22 protein-coding genes are annotated in these 22,235 nt (G+C 71.4%); 6 read left to right on the top strand and 16 right to left on the bottom strand.

The genetic code is table 11. The features are described 5' to 3' along the window. Positions 1-20 precede the first annotated feature (20 nt). Both Q9S71_RS05135 and Q9S71_RS05130 read left to right on the top strand, forming a co-directional pair. Complete coding sequence (locus Q9S71_RS05135) at positions 21-1,175, top strand: hypothetical protein (RefSeq protein ID WP_311860941.1); 1,155 nt, start codon at positions 21-23, stop codon at positions 1,173-1,175. A gap of 97 nt (positions 1,176-1,272) precedes the next feature. Beyond that, positions 1,273-3,129, top strand: a complete 1,857-nt coding sequence (locus Q9S71_RS05130) for an LPXTG cell wall anchor domain-containing protein (protein ID WP_311860939.1) — start codon at positions 1,273-1,275, stop codon at positions 3,127-3,129. Between the two features lie 230 nt (positions 3,130-3,359). On the opposite strand, the gene rplI is transcribed toward Q9S71_RS05130, so the two are convergent. The 5 genes from rplI to Q9S71_RS05105 form a co-directional block, all read right to left on the bottom strand. After that, on the bottom strand, positions 3,360-3,812 hold the full coding sequence (rplI, locus tag Q9S71_RS05125; RefSeq protein ID WP_064002775.1) for a 50S ribosomal protein L9: 453 nt from the start codon (positions 3,810-3,812) through the stop codon (positions 3,360-3,362). Positions 3,813-3,823: 11 nt separating this feature from the next. Further along, positions 3,824-4,078: a 30S ribosomal protein S18 gene (gene rpsR / locus Q9S71_RS05120; RefSeq protein WP_005054609.1), complete on the bottom strand. Its 255-nt coding sequence runs from the start codon at positions 4,076-4,078 to the stop codon at positions 3,824-3,826. A 53-nt stretch (positions 4,079-4,131) separates the two neighbouring features. Continuing rightward, positions 4,132-4,653, bottom strand: a complete 522-nt coding sequence (locus Q9S71_RS05115) for a single-stranded DNA-binding protein (RefSeq protein WP_064002776.1) — start codon at positions 4,651-4,653, stop codon at positions 4,132-4,134. Between the two features lie 5 nt (positions 4,654-4,658). Continuing rightward, entirely contained in the window at positions 4,659-5,024 is a 366-nt protein-coding gene (gene rpsF / locus Q9S71_RS05110) for a 30S ribosomal protein S6 (protein WP_269454691.1), read from the bottom strand. Between the two features lie 112 nt (positions 5,025-5,136). Beyond that, the gene (locus tag Q9S71_RS05105) at positions 5,137-6,084 is read right to left on the bottom strand and encodes a helix-turn-helix transcriptional regulator (protein WP_311860936.1); all 948 of its coding nucleotides are present in this window, start codon (positions 6,082-6,084) and stop codon (positions 5,137-5,139) included. Between the two features lie 90 nt (positions 6,085-6,174). On the opposite strand from Q9S71_RS05105, the gene Q9S71_RS05100 reads away from it, so the two are divergent. The 3 genes from Q9S71_RS05100 to Q9S71_RS05090 all read left to right on the top strand — a co-directional run bounded on the left by Q9S71_RS05100 (position 6,175) and on the right by Q9S71_RS05090 (position 8,817). Further along, a complete protein-coding gene (locus Q9S71_RS05100) occupies positions 6,175-6,630 on the top strand; it encodes a VOC family protein (RefSeq protein WP_311860935.1) in 456 nt (151 codons plus the stop codon). 91 nt (positions 6,631-6,721) lie between these two features. Next, positions 6,722-7,702: a hypothetical protein gene (locus Q9S71_RS05095; protein ID WP_311860934.1), complete on the top strand. Its 981-nt coding sequence runs from the start codon at positions 6,722-6,724 to the stop codon at positions 7,700-7,702. Then, positions 7,699-8,817: a hypothetical protein gene (locus Q9S71_RS05090; protein ID WP_311860933.1), complete on the top strand. Its 1,119-nt coding sequence runs from the start codon at positions 7,699-7,701 to the stop codon at positions 8,815-8,817. The genes Q9S71_RS05095 and Q9S71_RS05090 overlap by 4 nt, the downstream gene beginning before the upstream one ends. A gap of 88 nt (positions 8,818-8,905) precedes the next feature. On the opposite strand, the gene Q9S71_RS05085 is transcribed toward Q9S71_RS05090, so the two are convergent. Together Q9S71_RS05085 and Q9S71_RS05080 are read right to left on the bottom strand one after the other, a co-directional pair. Next, complete coding sequence (locus tag Q9S71_RS05085; RefSeq protein WP_311860932.1) at positions 8,906-9,652, bottom strand: 3-hydroxybutyrate dehydrogenase; 747 nt, start codon at positions 9,650-9,652, stop codon at positions 8,906-8,908. Continuing rightward, positions 9,649-11,031 (bottom strand): MFS transporter, encoded by a 1,383-nt coding sequence (locus Q9S71_RS05080; protein WP_311860931.1) that lies wholly within the window; start codon positions 11,029-11,031, stop codon positions 9,649-9,651. Before Q9S71_RS05080 ends, Q9S71_RS05085 begins: the two co-directional genes overlap by 4 nt. Positions 11,032-11,175: 144 nt before the next feature. Between Q9S71_RS05080 and Q9S71_RS05075 the strand changes: the two genes are divergently transcribed. Next, positions 11,176-12,084: a LysR family transcriptional regulator gene (locus tag Q9S71_RS05075; RefSeq protein ID WP_311860930.1), complete on the top strand. Its 909-nt coding sequence runs from the start codon at positions 11,176-11,178 to the stop codon at positions 12,082-12,084. Between the two features lie 299 nt (positions 12,085-12,383). Here the strand turns inward: Q9S71_RS05075 and Q9S71_RS05070 are convergent, their stop codons facing one another. From Q9S71_RS05070 to Q9S71_RS05030, 9 genes are all read right to left on the bottom strand, one after another. Beyond that, positions 12,384-13,724: a DUF6716 putative glycosyltransferase gene (locus Q9S71_RS05070; protein ID WP_311860929.1), complete on the bottom strand. Its 1,341-nt coding sequence runs from the start codon at positions 13,722-13,724 to the stop codon at positions 12,384-12,386. Further along, a complete protein-coding gene (locus Q9S71_RS05065; protein ID WP_217528854.1) occupies positions 13,721-14,593 on the bottom strand; it encodes an N-acetylneuraminate synthase family protein in 873 nt (290 codons plus the stop codon). The genes Q9S71_RS05070 and Q9S71_RS05065 overlap by 4 nt, the downstream gene beginning before the upstream one ends. 104 nt (positions 14,594-14,697) lie before the next feature. Continuing rightward, positions 14,698-15,861, bottom strand: coding sequence for an acylneuraminate cytidylyltransferase (locus Q9S71_RS05060; protein WP_311860927.1), 1,164 nt, complete (start codon positions 15,859-15,861; stop codon positions 14,698-14,700). 1 nt (position 15,862) lies between these two features. Then, complete coding sequence (locus tag Q9S71_RS05055; RefSeq protein WP_311860926.1) at positions 15,863-17,215, bottom strand: polysialyltransferase family glycosyltransferase; 1,353 nt, start codon at positions 17,213-17,215, stop codon at positions 15,863-15,865. Continuing rightward, complete coding sequence (locus tag Q9S71_RS05050) at positions 17,212-18,189, bottom strand: glycosyltransferase family 2 protein (protein WP_311860925.1); 978 nt, start codon at positions 18,187-18,189, stop codon at positions 17,212-17,214. Before Q9S71_RS05050 ends, Q9S71_RS05055 begins: the two co-directional genes overlap by 4 nt. A gap of 66 nt (positions 18,190-18,255) precedes the next feature. Continuing rightward, on the bottom strand, positions 18,256-18,642 hold the full coding sequence (locus tag Q9S71_RS05045) for a DUF779 domain-containing protein (RefSeq protein ID WP_064002789.1): 387 nt from the start codon (positions 18,640-18,642) through the stop codon (positions 18,256-18,258). 10 nt (positions 18,643-18,652) lie between these two features. Further along, positions 18,653-20,203 carry an acetaldehyde dehydrogenase ExaC gene (gene exaC, locus Q9S71_RS05040; RefSeq protein ID WP_064002790.1) on the bottom strand — a complete coding sequence of 517 codons (1,551 nt, stop codon included), beginning with the start codon at positions 20,201-20,203 and terminating at the stop codon, positions 18,653-18,655. Between the two features lie 170 nt (positions 20,204-20,373). After that, a complete protein-coding gene (locus Q9S71_RS05035; RefSeq protein WP_311860924.1) occupies positions 20,374-21,687 on the bottom strand; it encodes a GAF domain-containing protein in 1,314 nt (437 codons plus the stop codon). Between the two features lie 178 nt (positions 21,688-21,865). Further along, positions 21,866-22,195, bottom strand: coding sequence for a winged helix-turn-helix transcriptional regulator (locus Q9S71_RS05030; protein ID WP_311860922.1), 330 nt, complete (start codon positions 22,193-22,195; stop codon positions 21,866-21,868). Positions 22,196-22,235: the final 40 nt, after the last annotated feature.

The raw sequence follows: 22,235 nt of genomic DNA, 5'->3' as shown, positions 1-22,235 counted from the left end.
TTCCATCGTGGAGGTGACCTGTGCAGACGACGCTACGCGCGTTCACCCGCCTCGGCCTCCTCTGTGCGATCGGGCTCGGGATCGCCGTGATCTGGGCCGCGATCGTCACCGTCCTGATCGCACCGGATGCCCGCGCGTCCGACCGCATGGACGAGGGACTCCTCAGCGGGGTGACCAAGATCGTCGAAGACGTCACCGAGCCTGTCGTCGACAAGGTGGTGACCCCCGTCACGGAGAAGGTCGCGAAGCCCGTGACCGAGAAGGCGGTCAAGCCGACCGCCGAAAAGGTCGTCGCGCCGGTCGTGGAGAAGGTCGCGAAGCCCGTCACGGACAAGGTCGTCAAGCCGGTCACCGACAAGGTCGTCGCGCCGGTCACCGACAAGGTCGTCGCGCCGGTCACCGACAAGGTTGTCAAGCCGGTCACCGACAAGGTCATCAAGCCCGTCACGGACAAGGTCATCAAGCCCGTCACCGAGGCTGTGAAGCCCGTCACCGACGCTGTCCTCGAACCCGTCGTCGAGGTGGTGACCCCCGTCACGGACGAGGTCGTCGCCCCCATCGTCGAGGCCGTCGTCCCGCCCATCGTCGACGCGGTCAGCCCGGTGACCGACCCCGTCGTCGACGCCGTCTCCCCCGTGATCCCGCCGATCGTCGAGGTCGTCCCGCCCGTGGTGGATGCCGTGACACCCGACATCGAGCCTCCGAGCCTCCCCGTCGACGTGCCCTCCACGGTCCCTGTGCCCGGCCTTCCGGTTCCGGCCGCGTCCACCGTGCCCGTCGTCGAGCCGGCCGTGTCGATGCCGGTCGTCGACGCTCCCACCGGTGCGCTCATGAACCGGCCCGCGATCGCTCCGACGGAAACGTCGTCGGGCACCCCGACGCAGGTCGCGCAGCTCTTCTCCCGCGCCGTCGCGCAGGCTCCCGCCGACTCCGGCGCGGCTGTCGCGGCGCCCCATCCGCTCGATCTCGCAGGCCCCCCTGCACCCGCGCCCTCGGCGCCGCTGAGCGAGTCGGGTTCTCTGTCTTCCGCATCCTCCGGGGGGCCTGCCGGGCTGTTCGCCCTGCTCCCGCTCGGGTTCCCCGTCGCGCACCGTGCCTGGGCACGACGGGGTCGCCCGACCGATGAGCAGGGCCTTCCCGCGCCCTTCTTCGACACCGACGTCTCTCCCGACTGACGGGGATCGCGCCGCGCTTTCTCGCGGCATGCATCCGCACGCTCTGCGTGCCGGCGCTCCGGCGCCTATTCCCTGTCGATCTTTGAGGAGAGATGAAATGAACTCCACGTTGTCGCGTGTCCTGCTGGGCACGCTCGTGGCCGGGGGCATCACGCTCTTCGGCGCGGCGGCCGCACAGGCCGCAGAACCGACGACGTCCGGCGAGGACGGGCTGCTTTCGGGCACCCAGGCCCTGCTGAACGTCGACATCCCGATCACCGTCGGCGACACCGCCGTCTCGGTCATCGGCGACTCGTCCAGCTCGTCCGACGACGAGGCCGAGCCGGCTCAGCCGCGCGAGACCTCGTCCGGGTCCACGAGTGGCGCCGGCGGCGCCGCCTCAGGGTCGCAGGCGCTGGTCGACGTCAACGTCCCGATCACGGTGAAGGACACCGCGATCTCGGTCGTCGGCGACAGCACCACCGAGTCGACGGATGCCGCGCCGGCACCCGCACCCGCCGAGCCGGCCGAGGCCCCGTCCACCGACGGAACCGACGGCGTCGGCTCGGGCACCCAGGTCGTCGCCCCCATCACAGTCCCCGTGACCGTGGACGACACCGCGGTCTCGGTCATCGGCGACAGCACCACCGAGTCGACGGATGCCGCCACCCCGGCCGCCCCGGCGCCGAGCGGTTCGACCGCAGCGCCGACCACGGGTGGTTCGGACGGCATCCTCTCGGGCTCGCAGGTGGTCGCGCCGATCACGGTGCCGGTCACCATCGGCGACACCGCGGTCTCGGTCATCGGTGACAGCACGAGTGACAGCACCGACGTCGCCGCGCCCACCGCACCGGCCACCGGAACCACCGGCGCGCCCTCGACCGACGGCACCGACGGCATCGGCTCCGGCACGCAGGTCGTGGCCCCCATCACGGTCCCCGTGACCGTGGACGACGCCGCGGTCTCGGTCATCGGTGACAGCACGAGCGAGAGCTCGTCGGGTCCGGCGGCGCCGGTCTCGGACGGCGCGACCGGAGCGCCCACCACGGGCGGTTCGGACGGTATCGGCTCGGGCACCCAGGTCGTCGCGCCCATCACGATCCCCGTGACCGTCGGCGACAGCGCGGTCTCGGTCATCGGTGACAGCACGACGGAGGGTACGGATGCCGCGGCCCCCGCAGCGCCCGCACCCGGCACGACCGGCGGCCCGTCCACGGACGGCACCGACGGTGTCGGGTCGGGCACCCAGGTGGTCGCCCCGATCGGCATCCCGGTGACGGTCGACGACACCGCGGTGTCGGTGATCGGCGACAGCTCGGTCATCGGCGGCGGCTCCACCGGGACGCCGGGAACCGGCACGTCGACGGGCCCCGTCACCTCCGGTGAGGGCGGCGTCGGAAGCGGTACGCAGGTCGTGCTGCCCATCGGCATCCCGATCACCATCGGTGACACCGCCGTCTCGGTCATCGGCGGCAGCGAGGTGACCGACCCAGGCACCCCGACGGACCCGACCGACCCCACGGACCCGACCGACCCCACGGATCCCACGGACCCGGTCGACCCGACGGACCCCACGGACCCGGTCGACCCCACGGACCCCACGGACCCGACCGACCCGACCGACCCCACGGACCCCACGGACCCGGTCGACCCCACGGACCCGACGGATCCCACGGACCCGGTCGACCCGACGGATCCCACGGGCCCGACCACCCCGGTCGACCCGACGGACCCGACCACGCCGGTGAACCCGACGGACCCGACCACGCCGGTCGAGCCCACGGTCCCCGGTGACGGCACGGACGGTCAGATCCCCGGCGGCAGCCCCGCCCCGATGGTCCCCCGGGCCAGCGGTGGCGAGGCGCCGCAGGCGCTGGCTCAGACGGGAGGCGTCGCGACCCCGTGGCTGCCCCTGGCCGCGATCACCCTGATCGCCGGCGGTGCGCTGCTCATGCTGCGTCGCCGCACCGTCTGACCGACTCCCCCCAGAAGGGCGGATGCCACGGGCCCCCACCCGCGGCATCCGTCAACCCCTCGCGGATGCAATGGATCCTGCGTGACACGCCGGGTCCCCACCCCCACCACCGGCGTGTCGGCCGAGATCCATTGCATCCGCGAACACATCGCACGGCCCCCGGAAACGACGGATGCCGCGGTCCCGACCCGTGAGGGAAGGGACCGCGGCATCCGAACCGCGCGCCAGGATTACTTGGCGGCGACCACCTGCAGGGTGATCACGGCGGTGAGCTCGTCGCCGAGGCGAACGGTCGCCTCGTGCTCGCCCACGGCCTTGATCGGCGAGGTGATGTGGATCTTGCGCTTGTCGAGGTCGCCCAGACCGGCGGCCTTGACGGCGTCGGCCACGTCGGCGGTCTTGACCGAACCGAACAGGCGGCCCTCAGCGCCGGCCTTGACGGTCAGCTTGACCGTGTTCGACTCGAGCGTGTTCTTGAGCGCCACGGCCTCTTCGTGGTCGTGGATCGCGCGGGACTCGCGAGCGGCGCGGATCGACGCCACCTGCTTCTCGCCACCGCGGGTCCAGGCCACAGCGAAGCCCTGGGGGATTAGGTAGTTGCGGGCGTACCCGTTCTTGACCTCGATGACGTCGCCGGCGCTACCGAGCCCGGCGACCTCGTTCGTGAGAATCAGCTTTGCCATGTCGGTACTCCTTACCGGCCAGCGCCGGCGTAGGGCAGGAGCGCCATTTCACGGGCGTTCTTGATCGCCTTGGCGATCAGACGCTGCTCCTGCACCGAGACTCCGGTGATACGACGGGCGCGGATCTTCCCACGCTCCGAGATGAACTTGCGAAGCGTCGCGACGTCCTTGTAGTCGATGACGCCGACGCGGATCGCCTTCGCGGGAGCAGCGTTCTTCGCGCCCTTCCGCGGCTTACGGCGATCGCCGGTTGCCTTTCCAGCCATGTGTCTTCCTTAAGAGAGATGGATGCCGCGACCCGCGGCATCCGCAATTCGAATCAGAACGGGGTGTCGTCGCCGTAGCTCGTCCCGGGCGCGCTCCAGGCGTCGGGAGCCGAGGACCCGGGCGTGGCCCAGGGCTCGTCCTGCTGCACCTGCGGACGCGACTGCTGCTGACCGCCGCCGAAGCCGCCGCCACCGTTACCGCCGCCGTTGGAGGCGGCGCGGGTGACCTGAGCCGTGGCGTAGCGGAGCGAGGGGCCGATCTCGTCGACCTCCAGCTCGATCGCCGTGCGGTTGTTGCCTTCGCGGTCCTGGTAGGAGCGCTGCTTCAGGCGGCCGGTCGCGACGACCCGCATGCCCTTGGTGAGCGAGCCTGCGACGTGCTCAGCGAACTCGCGCCAGACCGACGCGCGCATGAACAGCGCTTCGCCGTCCTTCCACTCGTTGGCTTGACGGTCGAAGCTGCGCGGCGTCGATGCGATCGTGAAGTTCGCGACGGGCAGGCCGTTCTGCGTGTAGCGCAGCTCGGGGTCCGCCGTGAGGTTACCCACGACCGTGATGATGGTCTCGCCGGCCATGAGCCTTAGGCCTTCGCTGCCTTGCGGGCGGCCTTGGCCTCAGCGCGCTCCTTCTCGGCGGCGACCTGAGCGATCGCCTCCTCGGCGCGGAGGACCTTGGTGCGCATGATCTGCTCGTTCAGCTTGAGCTGACGGTCGAGCTCCTGCGTGGCCTCGCTCGTGGCGGTGAAGTTGACGACGGCGTAGATGCCCTCGGTCTTCTTCTGGATCTCGTAGGCGAGACGGCGCTTGCCCCACACGTCGACGTTGTCGATCGAGCCACCATCAGCGGTGATGACCTTCAGGAACCCGTCGAGCTTGGGAGCAACCTGGCGCTCGTCGACCTCGGGGTCGAGAATCACCATGAGTTCGTACTGGTGGATGTGCGTCACTAACCCACCTCCTTCGGACTAGAACGGATGCCGGGCGTTTCCCGGCATCAGGAGGGTTGATGCACGTGTCCGGTGATTCCGCGCATGAGCGCAGACGGACAACCACAACAGTCTAGCGGATGCCCGGCCCCGCCGCGGAATCGCTCAGTCGACGCCCCAGCGTCCCGGCGGCGTCGGCGAGCTCCGGTGGCCCCACGACCTCGAACGGGACGTCGAAGCGCAGCGCCCACGCGAGCGCTCCCGCCCACGACCAGGATCCGACACGCACGCGACTGCGGCCGTCGCCGAGGTCCTCGAGCTCCGCGTCGCCGAGGAACGGCACGACCCGCTGCGCGGGCGTCGACAGGATCAGGTCGGCGGTCACAGGCCAGCGGTCCTGCTCGTCGGAACCCTTGAACCTCGCGGAGAGATAGGTGCGCGCATCGCCCGTGGGGATCTCGCGCGGCTCGAACGGCACGCCGCCGCCCTGCCGGACCCGCACGCGGTCGAGCCGCAGGATGCGCCAGTCCGCGGCATCCCCCTCCCACGCGACGACGTACCAGCGGCCGTCGCGCACGACGACGGCGTGCGGCTCGATCCGCCGGGCGCGGCCGTCGTCGCGGTACTCGATGCGGAGGGTGAGGTGATCGCGGGCCGCGGCGCTCACCGCCGCCACGACCGTAGGCGCCGCTTGCGCGCCCGCCGCGTCCGCCTCGAACCGGATGCCGTCGATGCGGTGGCGCAGGTGCGATGGCATGACCTGCCGCATCGTGGCGAGGGCCCGGGCCGCGGCATCCGCGATGTCGACTCCGGATGCCGACTGCAACGCGACCGCGATCGCCACCGCCTGCTCGTCGTCGAACAGGAGCGGCGGCAGCTCCTCGCCGGGCGCGAGGCGGTACCCGCCGTACGGGCCCTTGACCGCCGTGATCGCGTAACCGAGTTCGCGCAGCCGATCGACGTCGCGTCGCACGGTGCGCACGGTCACCCCGAGGCGGTCGGCGAGCTCCTGCCCCGCCCAGTCGCGCCGGGACTGCAGGACCGACAGCAGGTTCAGCATCCGGTGCGAGGGCGACGACATATCCCCATCCTCGTCGAGAAGCGGACAGGAACGGTCCTCTACGCGAAGGAGAGTCGCTGCAGGCAGACAGCCACTCAGCAAAGGACGATCATGACCCTCACCACCACGACCCACCTCAACTTCCGCGGCACCGCACGGGAGGCCCTCGAGTTCTACGCCCGCGTCTTCGACGGCCAGGCGATGGTGACCACCTACGCCGACCTCGGGATGCCCGCCGACGCACCCGGCGCCGACACGGTCGTCTTCGGCATCCTCGTCGCGGCGGACGGATGCCGTCTCATGGCGTACGACGTGCCGGGGCCCGCCGCCGGCGCCGAGGCGGTTGCGGGCACGACGCACCGCGAGAACGGGATGACGCTCACCGACCGCACCTTCTTCGTCTCGCTGCAGGGCGACACCTTCGACGAGGTCTCCGCACGCTGGGACGCCCTCGCCGAGGGCGCGACCATCGTCGAACCGCTCGCCGCGTCGGCGTGGAGCGCGGGGTTCGGCATGCTCACCGACCGCTTCGGCGTGACCTGGGTCGTCGACGTGCGCACCGCGTGAGCCGGGTCGCCTGACGACGGACGGGACGGATGCCGGTGCCCCGCCGCATCCGTCCCGCTCCCGGGAGCGGCCGGCCGGTACCGTGGCCGTCATGGAGTGGACCGCGGACGTCTCGGCCGGCGACTGGCTGCGCGAGCGCATCGACGACCCGTGGACCTGGACGATGCACGACGTCGTGCCGCGCGGGTTCGAGGCGTACGCGCGGGTGTTCCACCCGGCATCCATCACCGAGCTCCCGGGTGAACGGCTGCCCTCGATCGAGGAGTGGAACGCGTCCGACCCGGACGAGACGGCTCGGCTGGTAGATCGCTTGGTGGATCGCCGCCTGACGTGGAGCGAGGCGGCGGGGATCTTCGGCACGGTGTTCCATCCGCTGGCGCAGTGGGCGGCGCTCACCCGGGCGACGAACACCGGCAACACCATCGCGACCTCGGACGGGCGCTGGGTCGACCCGCCGCTAGAAGGTGAGCTGGCCTCCGATCTGCTCGCAGCGCTCGCGTCGATCCTCGCGCAGCACACGACCACTCCGGACGACGGCGTCGTCGCGCTCTGGGAGGGTCACGGCGCGCTGCTCGGACACATGGGCGCCGGCCCGTCACGCGCGTTCTTCCAGATGGGCGATCCGGCCGACCCCGTCCTCGCTCACCACAATCAGATGCTCGGCACGAGCGTGAAGGACGCGTGGAACAACGTGTTCCGCAAGGAGAGCTGGCAGGAGGGCATCCTCCCGCGCGAGGTCTCCGAGGGTCGGCGTCTCGAACTGCCGGGCCGGGGACATGTCCTCTTCCGTGGCGGCGTCAGCGAGCTCGCCCGACCGGACTGGTTCCTCGACGTGCCCTGGCGCGACCGGCCGGCAGAGGAGCACGGCTTCGAGCCGTCGGCGCTCAGCCCGAGCATCGTCTGGCCGGACGATCGTGCCTGGGTGCTCGTGTCCGAGGTCGACTTCGACTCGACGGTGATCGGCGGGTCCCGCGAACTGATCGCCGCCCTGATCGCGGCATCCGGGCTCGAAGCACTCGAGATCCGCGAGGGCGCCGCCCTGACGTCCGACTCCGACGAGGTGAACCGATGAGCACATCGACCTTCGACCCGACCCCGCTCACCCAGCCGGTCGACCGTGCGGCCGTCGCCGCGCATCGGAAGGACCTGCTCGCCGCCGGGCGGCTGCCCTCGGGCGGCAACGTGTGGGGCATCGTCATCGCCGTCGCGGTGTTCCTCTTCGTCGGCTTCTTCATGGTCAACGTGTTCATCGCGGTGTTCGGCGCGTTCCTCCGCGGGTCGAACGACAACCCGCTCGCGATCGGGTTCGTCGTGGTCGTCGCGGTCTTCGCGGTCGGGATCGTGGCGCTCATCATCCGCGGGTTCAAGGGATCGCACGAGCGGATCTACCGACTCGAGCGGTTCGCGCGGGCGAACGGGCTGACCTGGTACGCCCAGGCATCCGCTCCGCCCCTGCCGGGCATGATCTTCTCGCACGGGCACTCCCGCAAGTCGACCGACATCCTGCGGGGCGAGCGGCCGCGGTTCGTGGAGTTCGCGAACTACCGCTACACGACCGGGTCGGGCAAGAACCAGACGACCCACCGCTGGGGGTACGTCGCGACCCGGCTGGCGACGCCGCTGCCGCACATCGTGCTCGACGCGACCGGCAACAACGGGCTCTTCGGCTCGAACCTGCCGCAGGCGTTCGACAAGGACCAGCGACTCAGCCTCGAAGGCGACTTCGACGAGCACTTCGCGCTCTACTGCCCGCAGGGGTACGAGCAGGACGCGCTCTACCTCTTCACGCCCGACATCATGGCGCGCTTCATCGACCACGCCGCGCAGCTCGACGTCGAGATCGTGGACGACTGGCTGTTCCTCTACGCGAAGCGCGACCTGTCGACCCTCGACCCGAACACGTGGGCGTGGCTGTTCTCCGCGGTCGGCGCCCTGCTCGACAAGCTCGCCCAGTGGGAGCGCTGGCGCGACGACCGGCTCACGCAGACCGCGGCCGTGCCGGGCGCGACGGCCGACTCGCTGCCGTTCGCCCCGCCGCTCGGGACGCTGCGCCCGCCGCCGGGGGTCGCCGCGCAGGGCCGACGCCTGAAGGGCGGCGTCTCGTGGCCCGCCATCATCATCGGCGGGCTCTTCGTCCTCGGCGTCTTCGCGATGCAGAGCGGCCTGCTCGACGCGATCTTCCGCTGACCCGGCGCGCCGGGCCGCGGCATCCCCCCTTCCCCTGTCACAACCTGCAGCCGCGCGCGGCGTGTTGCGACAGGGGAAGGCCGGGGGGTCAGCGCGCGGACCAGCCGCCGTCCATCGTGTAGCTCGCGCCGCTGACCATGCCGGCATCCGGCCCCGCCAGCCACACCGCGAGGGCGGCGACCTCCTCCGGCTCGACGAGACGCTTGACCGCGGCCTCGGCGAGCAGCACCTTCGACAGCACCTCGTCCTCGCCGATACCGTGGAGCTTCGCCTGATCGGCGATCTGCTTCTCGACCAACGGCGAGCGCACGTACCCGGGGTTGATGCAGTTGCTCGTCACCCCGTGGGCGCCGCCCTCGAGAGCGGTCGCCTTCGACAGTCCCTCGAGACCGTGCTTCGCGGCGACGTAGGCCGACTTGTAGGGGGATGCCACGAGTCCGTGCACGCTCGACATGTTCAGGATGCGGCCGAACCCGCGCTCGTACATGGCGGGCAGCGCCGCGCGGATGAGCAGGAACGGCGCCTCGAGCATGAGGCGCATCATGAACGAGAATCGCTCGGGCTCGAACTGCTCGATGGGGCGGACGTGCTGGATGCCGGCGTTGTTCACGAGGATGTCGACGTCCAGCCGCAGGTCGGCGAGGGCCGCCGTGTCGCTCAGGTCCACGGCCCACGCCTCGCCGCCGACGGCGGCAGCGACCCGCTGCGCGCCGTCGGCGTCGACGTCCGCGACCGTCACCCGAGCACCGGCGGCGGCGAGCGCCGAGGCGCACGCCGCGCCGATGCCGCTCGCGCCACCCGTGACCAGGGCGGTCCGGCCGGTGAGGTCGGTCATGCCCGCTCCTTCTCGCGGAGCAGTTCGGCTGTACGGGCGGCATCCGCGTCGTCGATCGCGTGCAGGGAGGCGCCCTTCGTCTCGCGCATGAGGACGATCGTGGTCCCGGTGATGAGGCAGGCGATCGCGATGTAGATCGAGACCGGGGTCCACGAGCCGAAGTCGCGCAGCCACTGCGTCGCGAGGATCGGGGCGAGCGAGCCGGCCGCGATCGCCGTGACCTGAGCGCCCAGCGAGACGCCCGAGTACCGCATGCGGGTGGGGAACAGCTCGGCCATGATCGCGGGCTGCGGTGCGTACAGGAACGCGTGGAACGTGAGTCCGACGGTCACCGCGAGCACGATGAGGACGGGGTTCAGGGTGTCGAACAGCGGGAAGGCGAAGAACGCCCACGTCGCGCTGAGGATCGCGCCCGTCAGGGCGACGGGCCGGCGGCCGAACCGGTCGGCGAGGCGCCCCACCTGCGGAATCACGAGGAAGTGCACGACGTGCGCGATGAGCAGGGCGAGCAGCAGCTGGCTGGTGTCGTACTCGTGGACGGTCTTCAGGTAGACGATCGAGAAGCTGACGACGATGTAGTAGACGATGTTCTCCGCGAACCGCACGCCCATGGCCTGCAGCACGCCGACCGGGTAGCGACGCAGCACCTCGACGACGCCGTACGAGACCGCCTTTTCGGCCTCGACCTGCGCCTTGGCCTCGAGGAAGATCGGCGCCTCCTCGACGTGACGGCGGATGTAGAAGCCGACGAGGACGATGACGGCCGACAGCCAGAAGGCGATGCGCCATCCCCAGCCGAGGAAGTCCTCGGAGCTCAGCACCCACGAGGTGATGAGCAGCACGAGCGTCGCGAGCAGGTTGCCGACGGGCACGGCGGCCTGCGGCCAGCTCGACCAGAACGCGCGCGACCGGTTCGGGCTCTGCTCGGCGACGAGGAGCACGGCACCGCCCCACTCGCCGCCGACCGCGAAGCCCTGCAGGAAGCGCAGCGCGACCAGCAGCGCGGGGGCCCAGTAGCCGATCTCGACGAAGCCGGGCAGGCATCCCATCAGGAAGGTGGCGACCCCGACGATGATGATCGTCGCCTGCAGGGTGGGCTTGCGACCGAAGCGGTCGCCGATCTGGCCGAACACGACGCCGCCGAGCGGCCGCGCGATGAAGCCGACGGCGTAGGTGACGAAGGCGGCGATGATCCCGTCGAGCGACGATCCGGTCTGCGGGAAGAAGTAGGTGCCGAACACGAGGCTCGCGGCGGTGGCGTAGAGGAAGAACTCGTACCACTCGACGACGGTGCCGGCCATCGAGGCGGCGACGACGCGGCGCAGGCCGGACGGGGTGGCGGATGCCGCGGGGTCGGCGGCGCGGGTGGGGGCTGACATGGTCTCTCCGATCGATGTCGTCGATGACATCCGGGGTGGTCTGCTCTGACTCGGGACGCGGTGGCGTCCGCCCCACAGTCTGCGCATCGCGCGCCATGCGGATCAATGCCCAGTCCTGCACCCGTCGTGTGCAGAATTGCACACATGGATGCCCGTGGTCGCCTCCGCGCCGATGACCTGCTCGTGCTGCTCGCCGTCGCCCGGTCGGGTCGCTACACGACGGCGGCGAACGCCCTGGGCATCGACCACACGACGGTCGCGCGTCGCATCGCCGCGCTCGAGGACGCGGTCGGCGGGCGCCTCGTCGCGCAGTCGGGCGGGGGCTGGGAGCTCACGGCGCTCGGCCGCCAAGCGGTCGACACCGCGGGACGGATCGAGTCCGCGCTGACGCAGCTCTCCGACGCCGGCGAGGACCACGACCCGATCGCTGGTGTCGTGCGCATGTCGGCGACGGACGGGTTCAGCGCCTTCATCGCCGCCCCCGCCGTCGCGCGGCTGCGCCGGCAGCACCCGCGCCTGACCGTCGAGATCGTCACCGCGACCCGGCGGGCCGCCGCGCACCGTCCGGGCCTCGACATCGAGGTCGTCGTCGGCGCCCCGCAGTCCCGGCGCGCGCAGGGCGTCCAGCTCGGCGCGTACACGCTCGGGATGTACGCCTCGCGCGCCTATCTGGAACGGGAGGGGATGCCGCGCGACGCCGCCGAGCTCATGCGGCATCCGCTCGTCTACTTCGTCGACGCGATCCTGCAGGTCGACGCCCTCGACCTGCCGCGGCGCCTCGTGCCCGAGATGCGCGACGGACTGAGCTCGACGAACGTGTTCGTGCACGTCGAGGCGACGCGGGCGGGGGCGGGGATCGGGCTGCTGCCGTGCTTCGTCGCCGACCGGCACGACGACCTCGTGCGGCTGCTGCCCGATCAGTTCGACGAGCGGCTGCCGTACTGGATGATCGTGCGGCCCGAGTCGCTGCGGATCCCGGCGGTCGCCGCCCTCGCGGACGCCCTGCGCGACGAGACCGCGGCCGCCGCTGCGATGCTCGCCGGCCGCCGCTGACGTGCGGCGTTCTCCTCCCCTGTCACGAACGGCGGCCGCACGCGGCGTGTTGCGACAGGCGAAGCCCCCCGGCGCAGCGGCATCCCACTTCCCCTGTCACGAACGGCAGCCCCGCGCGGCGTGTTGCGACAGAGGAAGCCCCGGCGCCCAGCCGCATCCCCCTTTTCCTGTCACGAACGGCAGCCGCACGCGGCGTGTTGCGACAGGCGAAGCCCCCCGGCGCAGCGGCATCCCACTTCCCCTGTCACGAACGGCAGCCCCGCGCGGCGTGTTGCGACAGGGGAAGCCCGGGCGCCCCGTCAGTCGATCGCGACGAGCGCCGCGCGGCGGGGCCGGACGATCGGGTCCTGGTACCGGGCCGGGGTGACGGTGATGTCGGTCTGGTCGTCGAACCAGCTGCCCGCGCCGCGACGGCCGAGCACCTTGCGCGCGGTGAGGATGCCCCAGACGAGCGGTGCGCCGACGGCGAGCGCGACGGCCCCCGTGAGCGAGCGGTCCTCGCGGCCGAGCACGGCCTTGCGCTGCCACGCCTCGTGCAGCGCGCCCCCGCGGGCCGTCGGGACGAACCGCGGCGGCAGCAGGCCGCGCCGGCGCAGCGAGACGAGCTGCTCGACGTCGGACCACCAGGTCGACTGCTCGGGGGCGTGGAAGTAGTTGTCGACAAGCCACTGCGCGTTCGGGTGGCGGAACCGGCGGGCGATCACGTCCTCGGCACTGCCCTGCACGCCGCTGCCGTTGAACACGGTGTTGAGGTGCGTCTTCGAGACGCCGAACGTGTCGAGGGCGATGACGGGGACCCCCATCGCCATGGCCTCGATCGCCGCCGTCGAGCTGACCGTGACGAGTCCCTCGGCGTTCGCGAGCGCCTGGGCCATCGGCTCGTGCGAGAAGACGAGGTTGTCGGGCCGGTCCCGCAGCAGTTCGGTCAGCTCGGTGCGTTCGTAGTGCGTCTCGGTCTCGCCGAGCTCGGGGCGGGAGCGCAGTTTCACGACGACACGCCGCGACGGGTCGGCGAGGGCCGCGGCCCGCAGGATGCCCGCGATGGCGACCCGGTCGGCGGGCTCGCGCGGGACGATCGCCTGCGCCGCGAAGACCAGGTCGGTACCGCCCCCGGACGGACGCGTCGGACGCGCGAACGGCAGGGTCGCGAGCCCCAGGCGCAGCTCGAGGCCGAGGCGCTGGGCCAGGTGCCGGAACGCCCGTCGCTCGCGCTGCGAGTGCACGATCATGAGGTCGCAGTGCTTGCGGTACATCGCGGCGCCGCGCTGGGCGGGGATCGAGATGCCGGGCAGCCCCGACACCACGACGGGCCGCGGCGCGACGCGGTCGATCTGCCGCATCACGAGCCGCACGAACGGGCCGCGGCCGCCGATGACGACGACGTCGGGCCGGTCCTTCGCGAGCCAGGCCGCGATGTCGTCGCAGGCCAGGCGGGTGACCGCCTCGGGACGGATGCCGGTGCCCGCCAACGCCGCATGCTCCTGCGCCACGCTCACCGTGAGCGGCGTCTTCACGAGCAGCAGGTGGGGGTCCACCGACGGCGCGGAGTCGATGAGCGCCGCCGACCACTTCACGAAGGAGTCGGCGTCGGCGATCGCGACGACGCGCAGGCGTCCCGGACGGTCACCGCGCATGGTCATGCCGGGACGCGGCGCAGCTTCGCCATGGGGGCGAGCTCACCCTCGTAGATGCGCTTCACCCCGTCGCCGAGAGCCGTCTCGATGACGCGGATGTCGCGGACGAGGTGCTCGAGACCGGTCGGCTCGAGCGAGGCGGCGTGGTCGGAGCCCCACATCGTGCGGTCGAGGGTGATGTGGCGCTCGACGGCGACCGCGCCGAGGGCGACGGCGGCGAGGGAGATCTGCAAGCCGCGCTCGTGACCGGAGTACCCGACGGGGATGCCGGCGTAGCGGTCGCGGAGCGAGGCGATCATCTTGATGTTCGCCTCCTCGGGCTCCATCGGATAGGTCGACGTCGCGTGCATGAGCACCGTGCGGTCGGTGCCGAGCACCTCGAGCGCGCGGTCGATCTGCTCGATCGTGGACATGCCCGTCGAGAGGATGACCGGCTTGCCGGTGGCGCGCAGCGCCTCGAGCAGCTCGATGTCGGTGAGGCTCGCCGAGGCGACCTTGTGGGCGACGACGCCGAGGTCCTCGAGGAACTCGACGCTCGGGACGTCCCACGGCGAGGCGAACCAGTCGAGGCCGCGCATCGTGGCGTGGTCGCCGATCTCGATGTACTGGTCGCGGTCGAACTCGACGCGGTAGCGGTACTCGAGGTAGGTCATCGTGCCCCACGGGGTCTCGCGGAGCGTGTCGCGCATGTGTGCGGGCGTCGCGATCTCGGGGGTGCGCTTCTGGAACTTGACCGCGTTCGCGCCGGCGTCGGCGGCGACGTCGATCAGGCGCTTGGCGAGCTCGACGTCGCCATTGTGGTTGAGGCCGATCTCGGCGATGACGTACACGGGGTGTCCGCCGCCGAGTACGTGGTTTCCGATGGTCACCGTCATGGCGAGTCCTTTCATCGTTACTCCCCTCAGCGTCGGTTCCGACCGTGAATGACGGATGAATCCCGGGTGGCGAAGACCGGACGACTGGCTGTCGGGTGGGTGCGTCAGCGTGCGGCGAGGACGCGGTCGGCCAGTTCGCGCACCGCTCCGGCGCCGCCGGGGCGCGTCAGCACGACGCGCGCGGCGGCGACGACCTCGGGCCGGGCGTCGGCGACGGCGACGGGCCAGCCGACGAGAGCCATCGCCGGCAGGTCGTTGACGTCGTTGCCGAGGTAGGCCGTCTCGGCGAGGTCGACACCGCGCTCCGCTGCCCACTGCCGCACCACGCTCGCCTTGTCGTCGACGCCGTGGATGACCTCGACCTGCAGCTTCTCGGCGCGGGCGCGGACGACCGCGTTCTGCTCGGTCGACAGGATGAGCACCGGCACCCCGGCTCGCCGCAGCAGCGCGACCCCCATGCCGTCGGAGCGGCTGACGCGCACGTGCTCGGTGCCGGCGGCATCCACCCAGGCGGAGTCGTCGGTGTGGACGCCGTCGAAGTCGGTCACGACGACCCGCGCGGCGAGGGGTTCGGCGGGCTCGAGCAGGTGCGCGAGGGTCTGCGCCGTGCGCAGTTGCGCCGGGTCATCGATCTCGATCGCGGACTCCTCGGGGACCTCGACGATCTCGGTCCGGCCGAAGAAGCGGTGCCGGGCCTCCCGGAACCCGTCGGTCGTGAAGACGTAGAACGCGCCCGTCTCGACGTAGTGCGGGTCGCGGTCCTGCCGGCGCGGTCGGTGTGCGGCGTCGTGACCGAGAGCGGATGCCGCGCCGGCGGCATCCCTCCGCCAGACGAACTCGTAGCTCTCCCGCGCCGAGAACACGCTGTCGGCGCGGCCTCCCCGCACGAGCGCGACCGCCTCGCCGAGGGCGGCGGCGGGGATGAAGGGGCTCGTCGCCTGCAGGAACGCCGTCACCCGCGGGGTGATCCCCTCGGCCGCGAGGGTGTCGAGGGCGTGCAGCAGCGCACTCTCGGAGCTGGCCTGGTCGCCGGAGATGTCGGCGGGACGGTCGACGACGCGCGCCCCGGCGGCGCGCGCGGCGTCGGCGATAGCGGCGTCGTCGGTCGAGACGACGACGAGGTCGATCGCGCCGGAGGTCACCGCGGCATGGACGGCGCGCGCGACGAGCGGGATGCCGCCGACGCGGGCGACGTTCTTGCCCGGCACGCCTTTCGACCCGCCGCGGGCGGGGATGATCGCGATCGTCTGGGCGGTGCTCGGTGTCACGTCATCCTCCTCGCAGGGCCTTCCAGGCCCGCTTCCCCCGGCGCCGCGCGCCGCGGAGCGCGAGCTGCACCTCTGTGATGCGACTCGCGCCGTCGCGCTGCCCGAGCGCACGCGAGAACAGGCCGGGCGTGCCGCCGCCGGGCAGCGCGAGCGAGGTCAGGCGCGTGCGGGCGAAGTACCGGGAACGCTCGGCGGCGGGCGCCGATGCGAGGAACTCCTCGGCGCGCGGCCGCAGGTGCGCGGCGATGACCGGCTGCATGGCGTACCCGACGGCATCGACGAGCAGCTGCATCCGCTCTCCCGGGTAGGGCGAGTCCGGACGGGTGAGCGCGTCGATGATCGTGACCGGGATGCGGTTGCCGTTCTCGAACGGGGTAAGTCGCTGCAGCAGCAGATCGGTGCCGACGGCGCCGATGGGCAGGCCGGTCAGCGCCTGCAGCGTGGGCAGGGCCGTCGAGAAGCCGGCGACCGCGCCGACGAACGGCAGCCGCACGGCGAGGACCTCGGCGGGGGTGCCGCCGCGGAAAACGGTGAAGCCCACCCCGCGCGCGGCGGCGTGCGCCGCGAGGTCGTCGATGAGGGCGGGGGCCGACGACGGATGCGGCTTGAACACGATCGAGCCCGGGCGCCACTCGAGCGCACGGTCGATCATGTCGCACTGCATCCGCAGCTCTTCGTCGGCCGAGATGAGCTTCAGCGCCGAGAGGTACTGCCCGAGCACGAGGGCCGGGCGATCGAGCTGCACGAGCGCATCGATCTCGGGGTCGTCCGTCGCGGCGGCGACCTCGTCGACGACCGCCCGGAGGGCGGCGGGTGGCACGGGCACTCGAGCGGCAACGGGGAACAGCAGCGGCTCGACGCCCGGCACGGTGTCGGCGTAGACGACGGCGGTGACCCGGCTCGCGACGGTGTGCGGCCAGCGATTGCGGATCGGCGAGTACGTCATGAGGCCGTCTCCGACGATCGACACGTCGGCACCGGCGAACACGTCGATGAACACCCGCGACGGCGCGACCTGCGGGCTCTGCAGGAACAGCTCGACGTCCGCGTCGCCGATCCCCCAGGCCTCGCGCAGTAGGCGCTCGAGTGCCGGAGCCGCATTCGCGGTCACGCGCCAATGCGGCGGGCGTTCGGGGGCGAGCAGCTCGTTCAGGTCGACGACGCGGTCGAACCGCGCGCGGAGGGTGGCCAGGTGCGCGGCGTCCCCGATGCCCGGGGCGGCTTCGGGGACGATCGCCGCGTTGACGGCGACGAGGATGCGCCCCGACGGGGATGCCGGGATCGCCCCGGCATCCATCGCCGCGACAGCGGTCATGAGACCGTACGCGGAGTTGAGGACGAAGATCTGGGTCATGCGGTGCGCACCTCGCGCACGAGGCGCGCAAGGATGCGGCGACGGCGGTCCGACAGCCGCGACAGCGCCGGGTCGATCTGCTCGGCCGGGATGGCGCGCAACAGGTCACGGATGCCGGTGCGCAGCGCCGTGCGGTCGGCGGTCGACATCGCCCGCGCGCGGAACAGGTGGTAGGCGCACACGGACATCGTCGTCGTCGCGATCTTCGGGAGGAAGCGGTCCGCATCGTCGTCCTCCTCGACGACGCGGATCGCCTCGGCGAACGCCGGGAGGAAGTCGAGCTGGCGACGGTCGAGCACCTGAGTGAGCGAGGTGGTGACGCCGCGGCGGTACAGGATCGCGGGGGCGTCCACGACCGCGAACGATTCCGCGCGCAGGTGCAGGCGCCAGATCCACGGGCGGTCCTCGGCCGTGAACAGGCCCGGCTCGAAGTGCGCGAGGCCACGGTCGAGCACCCGGCGGTGGAACATGCCCGCCCAGGCATAGGGGTAGTCGACCATCGTCGTCTCGTCGGCGGGCATGATGGCGTCGCGCGGCGACACGACCCGTCCGCGGCGGCCGTGCGGCGCTCGCATGAGGCGTCGACGCCCGTCGGTGTCGGTGACGTGATCGGTGCGGACGAAGTCGCATTCCAGCCGGCGCATCGACTCGACGAGGCTCTCGAGGCGCTCGGGGTGCATCCAGTCGTCGCCGTCGACGAAGCAGAAGAAGTCGGTGTCGACGAGGTCGAGTCCCTGGTTGCGCGCGGCCGCGAGGCCAATGGGCTGCGGGTTGGAGATGATCTCGACGTGGGGCATGTCGCGCGCGAAGTGCTGCACCTGCGCGCGGGTGTCGTCCGTCGAGCCGTCGTCGATGACCACGAGGCGCAGGCGGCCCGGGTCCTCGAACTGGCGTCCGAGAGTCGTGACGGTCGTGCCGATGTACGGGCCGGCGTCTTTCGCCGGCAGGATGACGGTCACGATCGGTGAGGACACGCCGCGATCCAAACAAGCGGGCGTGACCGGAAGGTGGCCTCCGGGTGAACGGTCGTGGTCGGGCGCTCAGGAGAGCCCGAAGGCGGCGAGCTCCTCGTCGGTCAGCATCCGGGACCGGATGAGGAACCGCATCCCGGTCGGCCCTTCGACCGAGAACCCCGCCCCGCGTCCCGGAACGACGTCGATCGTGAGGTGCGTGTACTTCCAGTACTCGAACTGGGATGCCGACATGTACACCTCGATCGGATCGTCGAGGCCCGCGTCGATCTCGCCGAGCTTCACGTCTCCGGGGCCGGTGAGGAACATGCCCACGGGGTAGCACATGGGACTGCTGCCGTCGCAGCATCCGCCCGACTGATGGAACATCAGCGGACCGTGCTGCGCGGTGAGGGTGCGCAGCAGGGCCGCCGCCTCGTCCGAGACGGCGACCCTGCTGTAGGTGGTGTCGGTCATGGGGGTCGGCTCAGAAGAAGCCCATCGCGCCTTCGGCGTACGACACGAGGAGGTTCTTCGTCTGCTGGTAGTGGTCGAGCATGCGCAGGTGGTTCTCGCGCCCGATGCCGGACTGCTTGTATCCGCCGAACGCGGCGTGGGCGGGGTACTGGTGGTACGTGTTCGTCCACACCCGGCCCGCCTCGATCGCGCGACCGGCGCGGTAGGCGATGTCGCCCGAGCGGCTCCACACGCCGGCGCCGAGGCCGTAGAGCGTGTCGTTGGCCATCGAGATCGCGTCGTCGAAGTCGTCGAAGCTCGTCACCGACAGCACCGGGCCGAAGATCTCCTCCTGGAAGATGCGCATGTCGTTCGTGCCCTCGAACACCGTCGGGGCGACGTAGTAGCCGCCGCTCAGGTCACCGCCGAGGTCGACCCGCTCGCCGCCGGTGAGCAGCTTCGCGCCGCCCTGCTTGCCGATGTCGATGTAGCTGAGGATCTTCTCCAGCTGGTCGTTGGATGCCTGGGCCCCGATCATCGTGGCCGGGTCGAGCGGGTTGCCCTGCACGACCTTCGACACCCGCTCGAGCCCGTCGGCGAGGAACGAGTCGTAGATCGAGCGCTGGATGAGCGAGCGCGACGGACACGTGCAGACCTCGCCCTGGTTGAGGGCGAACAGCGTGAACCCTTCGAGTGCTTTGTCATAGTAGGCGTCGTCGGTCGAGCGGGCGACGTCCTCGAAGAACAGGTTCGGGCTCTTGCCTCCGAGCTCAAGGGTGACGGGGATGAGGTTCTGCGACGCGTACTGCATGATGAGGCGCCCGGTCGTGGTCTCGCCGGTGAACGCGATCTTGCGGATGCGCTTGTGCGAGGCCAGCGGGGCTCCCGCCTCGATGCCGAACCCGTTGACGATGTTCACGACGCCGGCGGGCAGCAGGTCGCCGATGATCTCGAACAGGAACAGGATGGATGCCGGGGTCTGCTCGGCGGGCTTGAGCACGACGCAGTTACCGGCCGCCAGGGCGGGGGCGAGCTTCCACGTCGCCATGAGGATCGGGAAGTTCCACGGGATGATCTGGCCGACCACACCCAGCGGCTCGTGGAAGTGGTACGCCACGGTGTCATCGTCGAGCTGGCTGAGCGTGCCCTCCTGTGCGCGGAGGACGCCCGCGAAGTAGCGGAAGTGGTCGACGGCGAGCGGGATGTCGGCGGCGAGCGTCTCGCGGACCGGCTTGCCGTTCTCCCACGTCTCGGCGACGGCGATCTTCTCGAGGTTCTCCTCGATGCGGTCGGCGATCTTGTTGAGGATGACGGCGCGCTCGGCGGGCGTGGTCTTCTTCCACGACGCGAACGCCTTCCACGCGACGTCGACCGCGCGGTCGATGTCCTCGACGGTGCCGCGGCCGACCTCGCAGAACGGCTTGCCGGTGACGGGGGTGATGTTCTCGAAGTACTGGCCCTTGATCGGGTCGACGAACTCGCCGCCGATGTAGTGGCCGTAGCGCGCCCGGTACTCCGCGACCGCGCCCCGCTGGCCGGGTGCGGCGTAGACGCTCGAGACGCCCTCTTCGACGATGGTCATGCTGTCTCCTTCGACGGACATGGATGCGGCGTCAGCGCCGCGGATCGGATGCCGGGCACGCTACGCCGCGCAACGTTGCATCCGGTTGCGCCCCGGCATCTGCCCGTCCCCGCCTTCCCCTGTCGCAACACGCCGCGGCGCCCTGCCGTTTGCGACAGGGGAACGACGGGTCAGGCGGTGAGGGCCTCGAGCCGGGCGACGAGCCCGGGGCGACGCGGCGAGCGCGGCGGCAGCATGCGCAGGCACAGGCGGAGCACCTCGGCATCCTCCCGCCCGTCGGCGCTGTCGGCGTAGGCGAGCAGCGCTTCGACACCGGCCTCGCCGATCATCGTCTCGCGCAGGGTGGCCCGCACCGACGTGCGCAGCTCCTCCACACCCGGCGCGACCGAGTCCGGCAGCACCGGCCCGGTGTACGCGGCGAGCGCGACGCGGTGCGCCCCGCGGTCGAGCAGCGACACGACGTGCTGCACGTCGGTCTCGAGCTCCGCCGGCAGCCGGTACGGACGCGAGAGCGGCACGAGCTGCGGGGCCTGCTTCTCGAGCACTCTGCGCAGGCGCACCATCTCGGGACGCAGGGTCTCGACCGCGGGCTCGCCGTAGACGAGGTCGGCGAGCGCCTCGGCTGACAGGCCTTCCCGGTGGCTGGCGAGCATGAGCAGGATCTCCGCGTGACGTGCGCTGAGCTCGACGACGGATGCCGCGGCATCCCCCTCCGTCTCGAGCAGCGCCCGGTCGCGCCCCAGCACTCGCAGGGTCGCGTGCTGCACGGTCGCGGCGCGGGGGGCTCGGCGCCGGGGCGCCTCGGCGCGGGAGCGCAGCCGTCCGACGAGCAGCTCGCTCTCGATGGCGCGCGCCGTCGCGTCGACGAGCAGCTGCGCCTGCGGCGTCACGGCCTCGCTGCCGCCCGTCACGTCGATCACCCCGAGCAGGCGCCGGGTCTCGGGGTCGTGGACCGGCGCCGCGGTGCACGACCACGGCTGCACGAAGCGGTTGAAATGCTCGGCCTGCCGGATCTGCACCGCCCGGTCGAGCGCGAGCGCCGTGCCGGGCGCCGACGTGCCGACGGATGCCTCCGCCCAGTCCGCGCCGGCGACGAATCCCATATCGCCGGTGAGCGTCCGCACCCCGCGATCCCCCTCGACCCACAGGAGGCGACCCGAGGCATCCCCGACCGCGACGATGACACCTGAGTCCTCGGCGGAACCGGGCAGCAGGAGCGATCGCACCATCTCCATGACCCCGGCGAGCGGATGCGCCCGCCGGTAGGCCTCGAGCTCGTCGGCGGTCATGTCGAGCCGCGGGAGCCCTTCGGCGGCGGCATCCGAGGCCAGCGACCGGCGCCACGATTCCCGGACCAGCGGCCGGACATCCTCGAGCCGCGGATCCCCGGCGTTGCCGGCGAGGAGTTCCTCGTGCGCGCGCTCGATCAGCAGGCGCGAGGTGGCGGGCGCGACCTCAACCCGGGCGGACCACGGCGAGCTCATGGGGCTCCGATCATCGTCGAAGGAGCGGTGCCGGTCAGTCTAGGTCGACCCGTCCGAGAGCGACAGGGCATCGATACCCCGCACCGCGATCGCCCCGCTTTCCCCTGTCACGACACGCCGTCGCCGGCCGCAGATCGTGACAGGCGAACGACTGCCGGGAGCCGCCGACGCGTGCAGTTCAGCGTCGCTGAAGGTTGCCGTCGGCCCACTCGCCGAGCTGGCTCAGGATCGGCATGAGGCGGCAGCCGGCCTCGGTGAGCGCATAGGAGACGGCGACCGGCGGGCCGGCATCGACGTGACGAGCGATGAGTCCGGCATCCGCCAGTTCGGTCAGGCGGTCGGACAGGACGGCGTCGCTGATCCCGGCGACGGCGCGTCGGACGCCCGAGAACGAGAGCTCACCCTGCCCGAGGACGTCGAGGATCATTCCGTTCCAGCGCTTGCCGAGCACCGAGAACGCGTGCGAGACGGCGGCGTCGCACTGTCGCGCCTCGTGTCCGTCGGCCATGCCTCCATCGTACGTGTGCTAGCGTTCCCGGAGCCGCTTT

The sequence above is a fragment of the Microbacterium gawkjiense genome, assembly GCF_031932225.1.
GTDB lineage: Bacteria > Actinomycetota > Actinomycetes > Actinomycetales > Microbacteriaceae > Microbacterium > Microbacterium gawkjiense.
Note: the sequence above shows the minus strand (reverse complement) of the source record. Positions and strands in the feature narration are given on the sequence as shown.

Excerpts from the sequence above, each read along its gene's own strand:
- Q9S71_RS05130 (WP_311860939.1), top strand. The coding sequence starts at position 1,273 with ATGAACTCCACGTTGTCGCGTGTCCTGCTGGGCACGCTCGTGGCCGGG.
- rplI (WP_064002775.1), bottom strand. The coding sequence starts at position 3,812 with ATGGCAAAGCTGATTCTCACGAACGAGGTCGCCGGGCTCGGTAGCGCC.
- rpsR (WP_005054609.1), bottom strand. The coding sequence starts at position 4,078 with ATGGCTGGAAAGGCAACCGGCGATCGCCGTAAGCCGCGGAAGGGCGCG.
- Q9S71_RS05115 (WP_064002776.1), bottom strand. The coding sequence starts at position 4,653 with ATGGCCGGCGAGACCATCATCACGGTCGTGGGTAACCTCACGGCGGAC.
- Q9S71_RS05105 (WP_311860936.1), bottom strand. The coding sequence starts at position 6,084 with ATGTCGTCGCCCTCGCACCGGATGCTGAACCTGCTGTCGGTCCTGCAG.
- Q9S71_RS05100 (WP_311860935.1), top strand. The coding sequence starts at position 6,175 with ATGACCCTCACCACCACGACCCACCTCAACTTCCGCGGCACCGCACGG.
- Q9S71_RS05095 (WP_311860934.1), top strand. The coding sequence starts at position 6,722 with ATGGAGTGGACCGCGGACGTCTCGGCCGGCGACTGGCTGCGCGAGCGC.
- Q9S71_RS05090 (WP_311860933.1), top strand. The coding sequence starts at position 7,699 with ATGAGCACATCGACCTTCGACCCGACCCCGCTCACCCAGCCGGTCGAC.
- Q9S71_RS05085 (WP_311860932.1), bottom strand. The coding sequence starts at position 9,652 with ATGACCGACCTCACCGGCCGGACCGCCCTGGTCACGGGTGGCGCGAGC.
- Q9S71_RS05080 (WP_311860931.1), bottom strand. The coding sequence starts at position 11,031 with ATGTCAGCCCCCACCCGCGCCGCCGACCCCGCGGCATCCGCCACCCCG.
- Q9S71_RS05075 (WP_311860930.1), top strand. The coding sequence starts at position 11,176 with ATGGATGCCCGTGGTCGCCTCCGCGCCGATGACCTGCTCGTGCTGCTC.
- Q9S71_RS05070 (WP_311860929.1), bottom strand. The coding sequence starts at position 13,724 with ATGACCATGCGCGGTGACCGTCCGGGACGCCTGCGCGTCGTCGCGATC.
- Q9S71_RS05065 (WP_217528854.1), bottom strand. The coding sequence starts at position 14,593 with ATGACGGTGACCATCGGAAACCACGTACTCGGCGGCGGACACCCCGTG.
- Q9S71_RS05055 (WP_311860926.1), bottom strand. The coding sequence starts at position 17,215 with ATGACCCAGATCTTCGTCCTCAACTCCGCGTACGGTCTCATGACCGCT.
- Q9S71_RS05045 (WP_064002789.1), bottom strand. The coding sequence starts at position 18,642 with ATGACCGACACCACCTACAGCAGGGTCGCCGTCTCGGACGAGGCGGCG.
- exaC (WP_064002790.1), bottom strand. The coding sequence starts at position 20,203 with ATGACCATCGTCGAAGAGGGCGTCTCGAGCGTCTACGCCGCACCCGGC.
- Q9S71_RS05035 (WP_311860924.1), bottom strand. The coding sequence starts at position 21,687 with ATGAGCTCGCCGTGGTCCGCCCGGGTTGAGGTCGCGCCCGCCACCTCG.
- Q9S71_RS05030 (WP_311860922.1), bottom strand. The coding sequence starts at position 22,195 with ATGGCCGACGGACACGAGGCGCGACAGTGCGACGCCGCCGTCTCGCAC.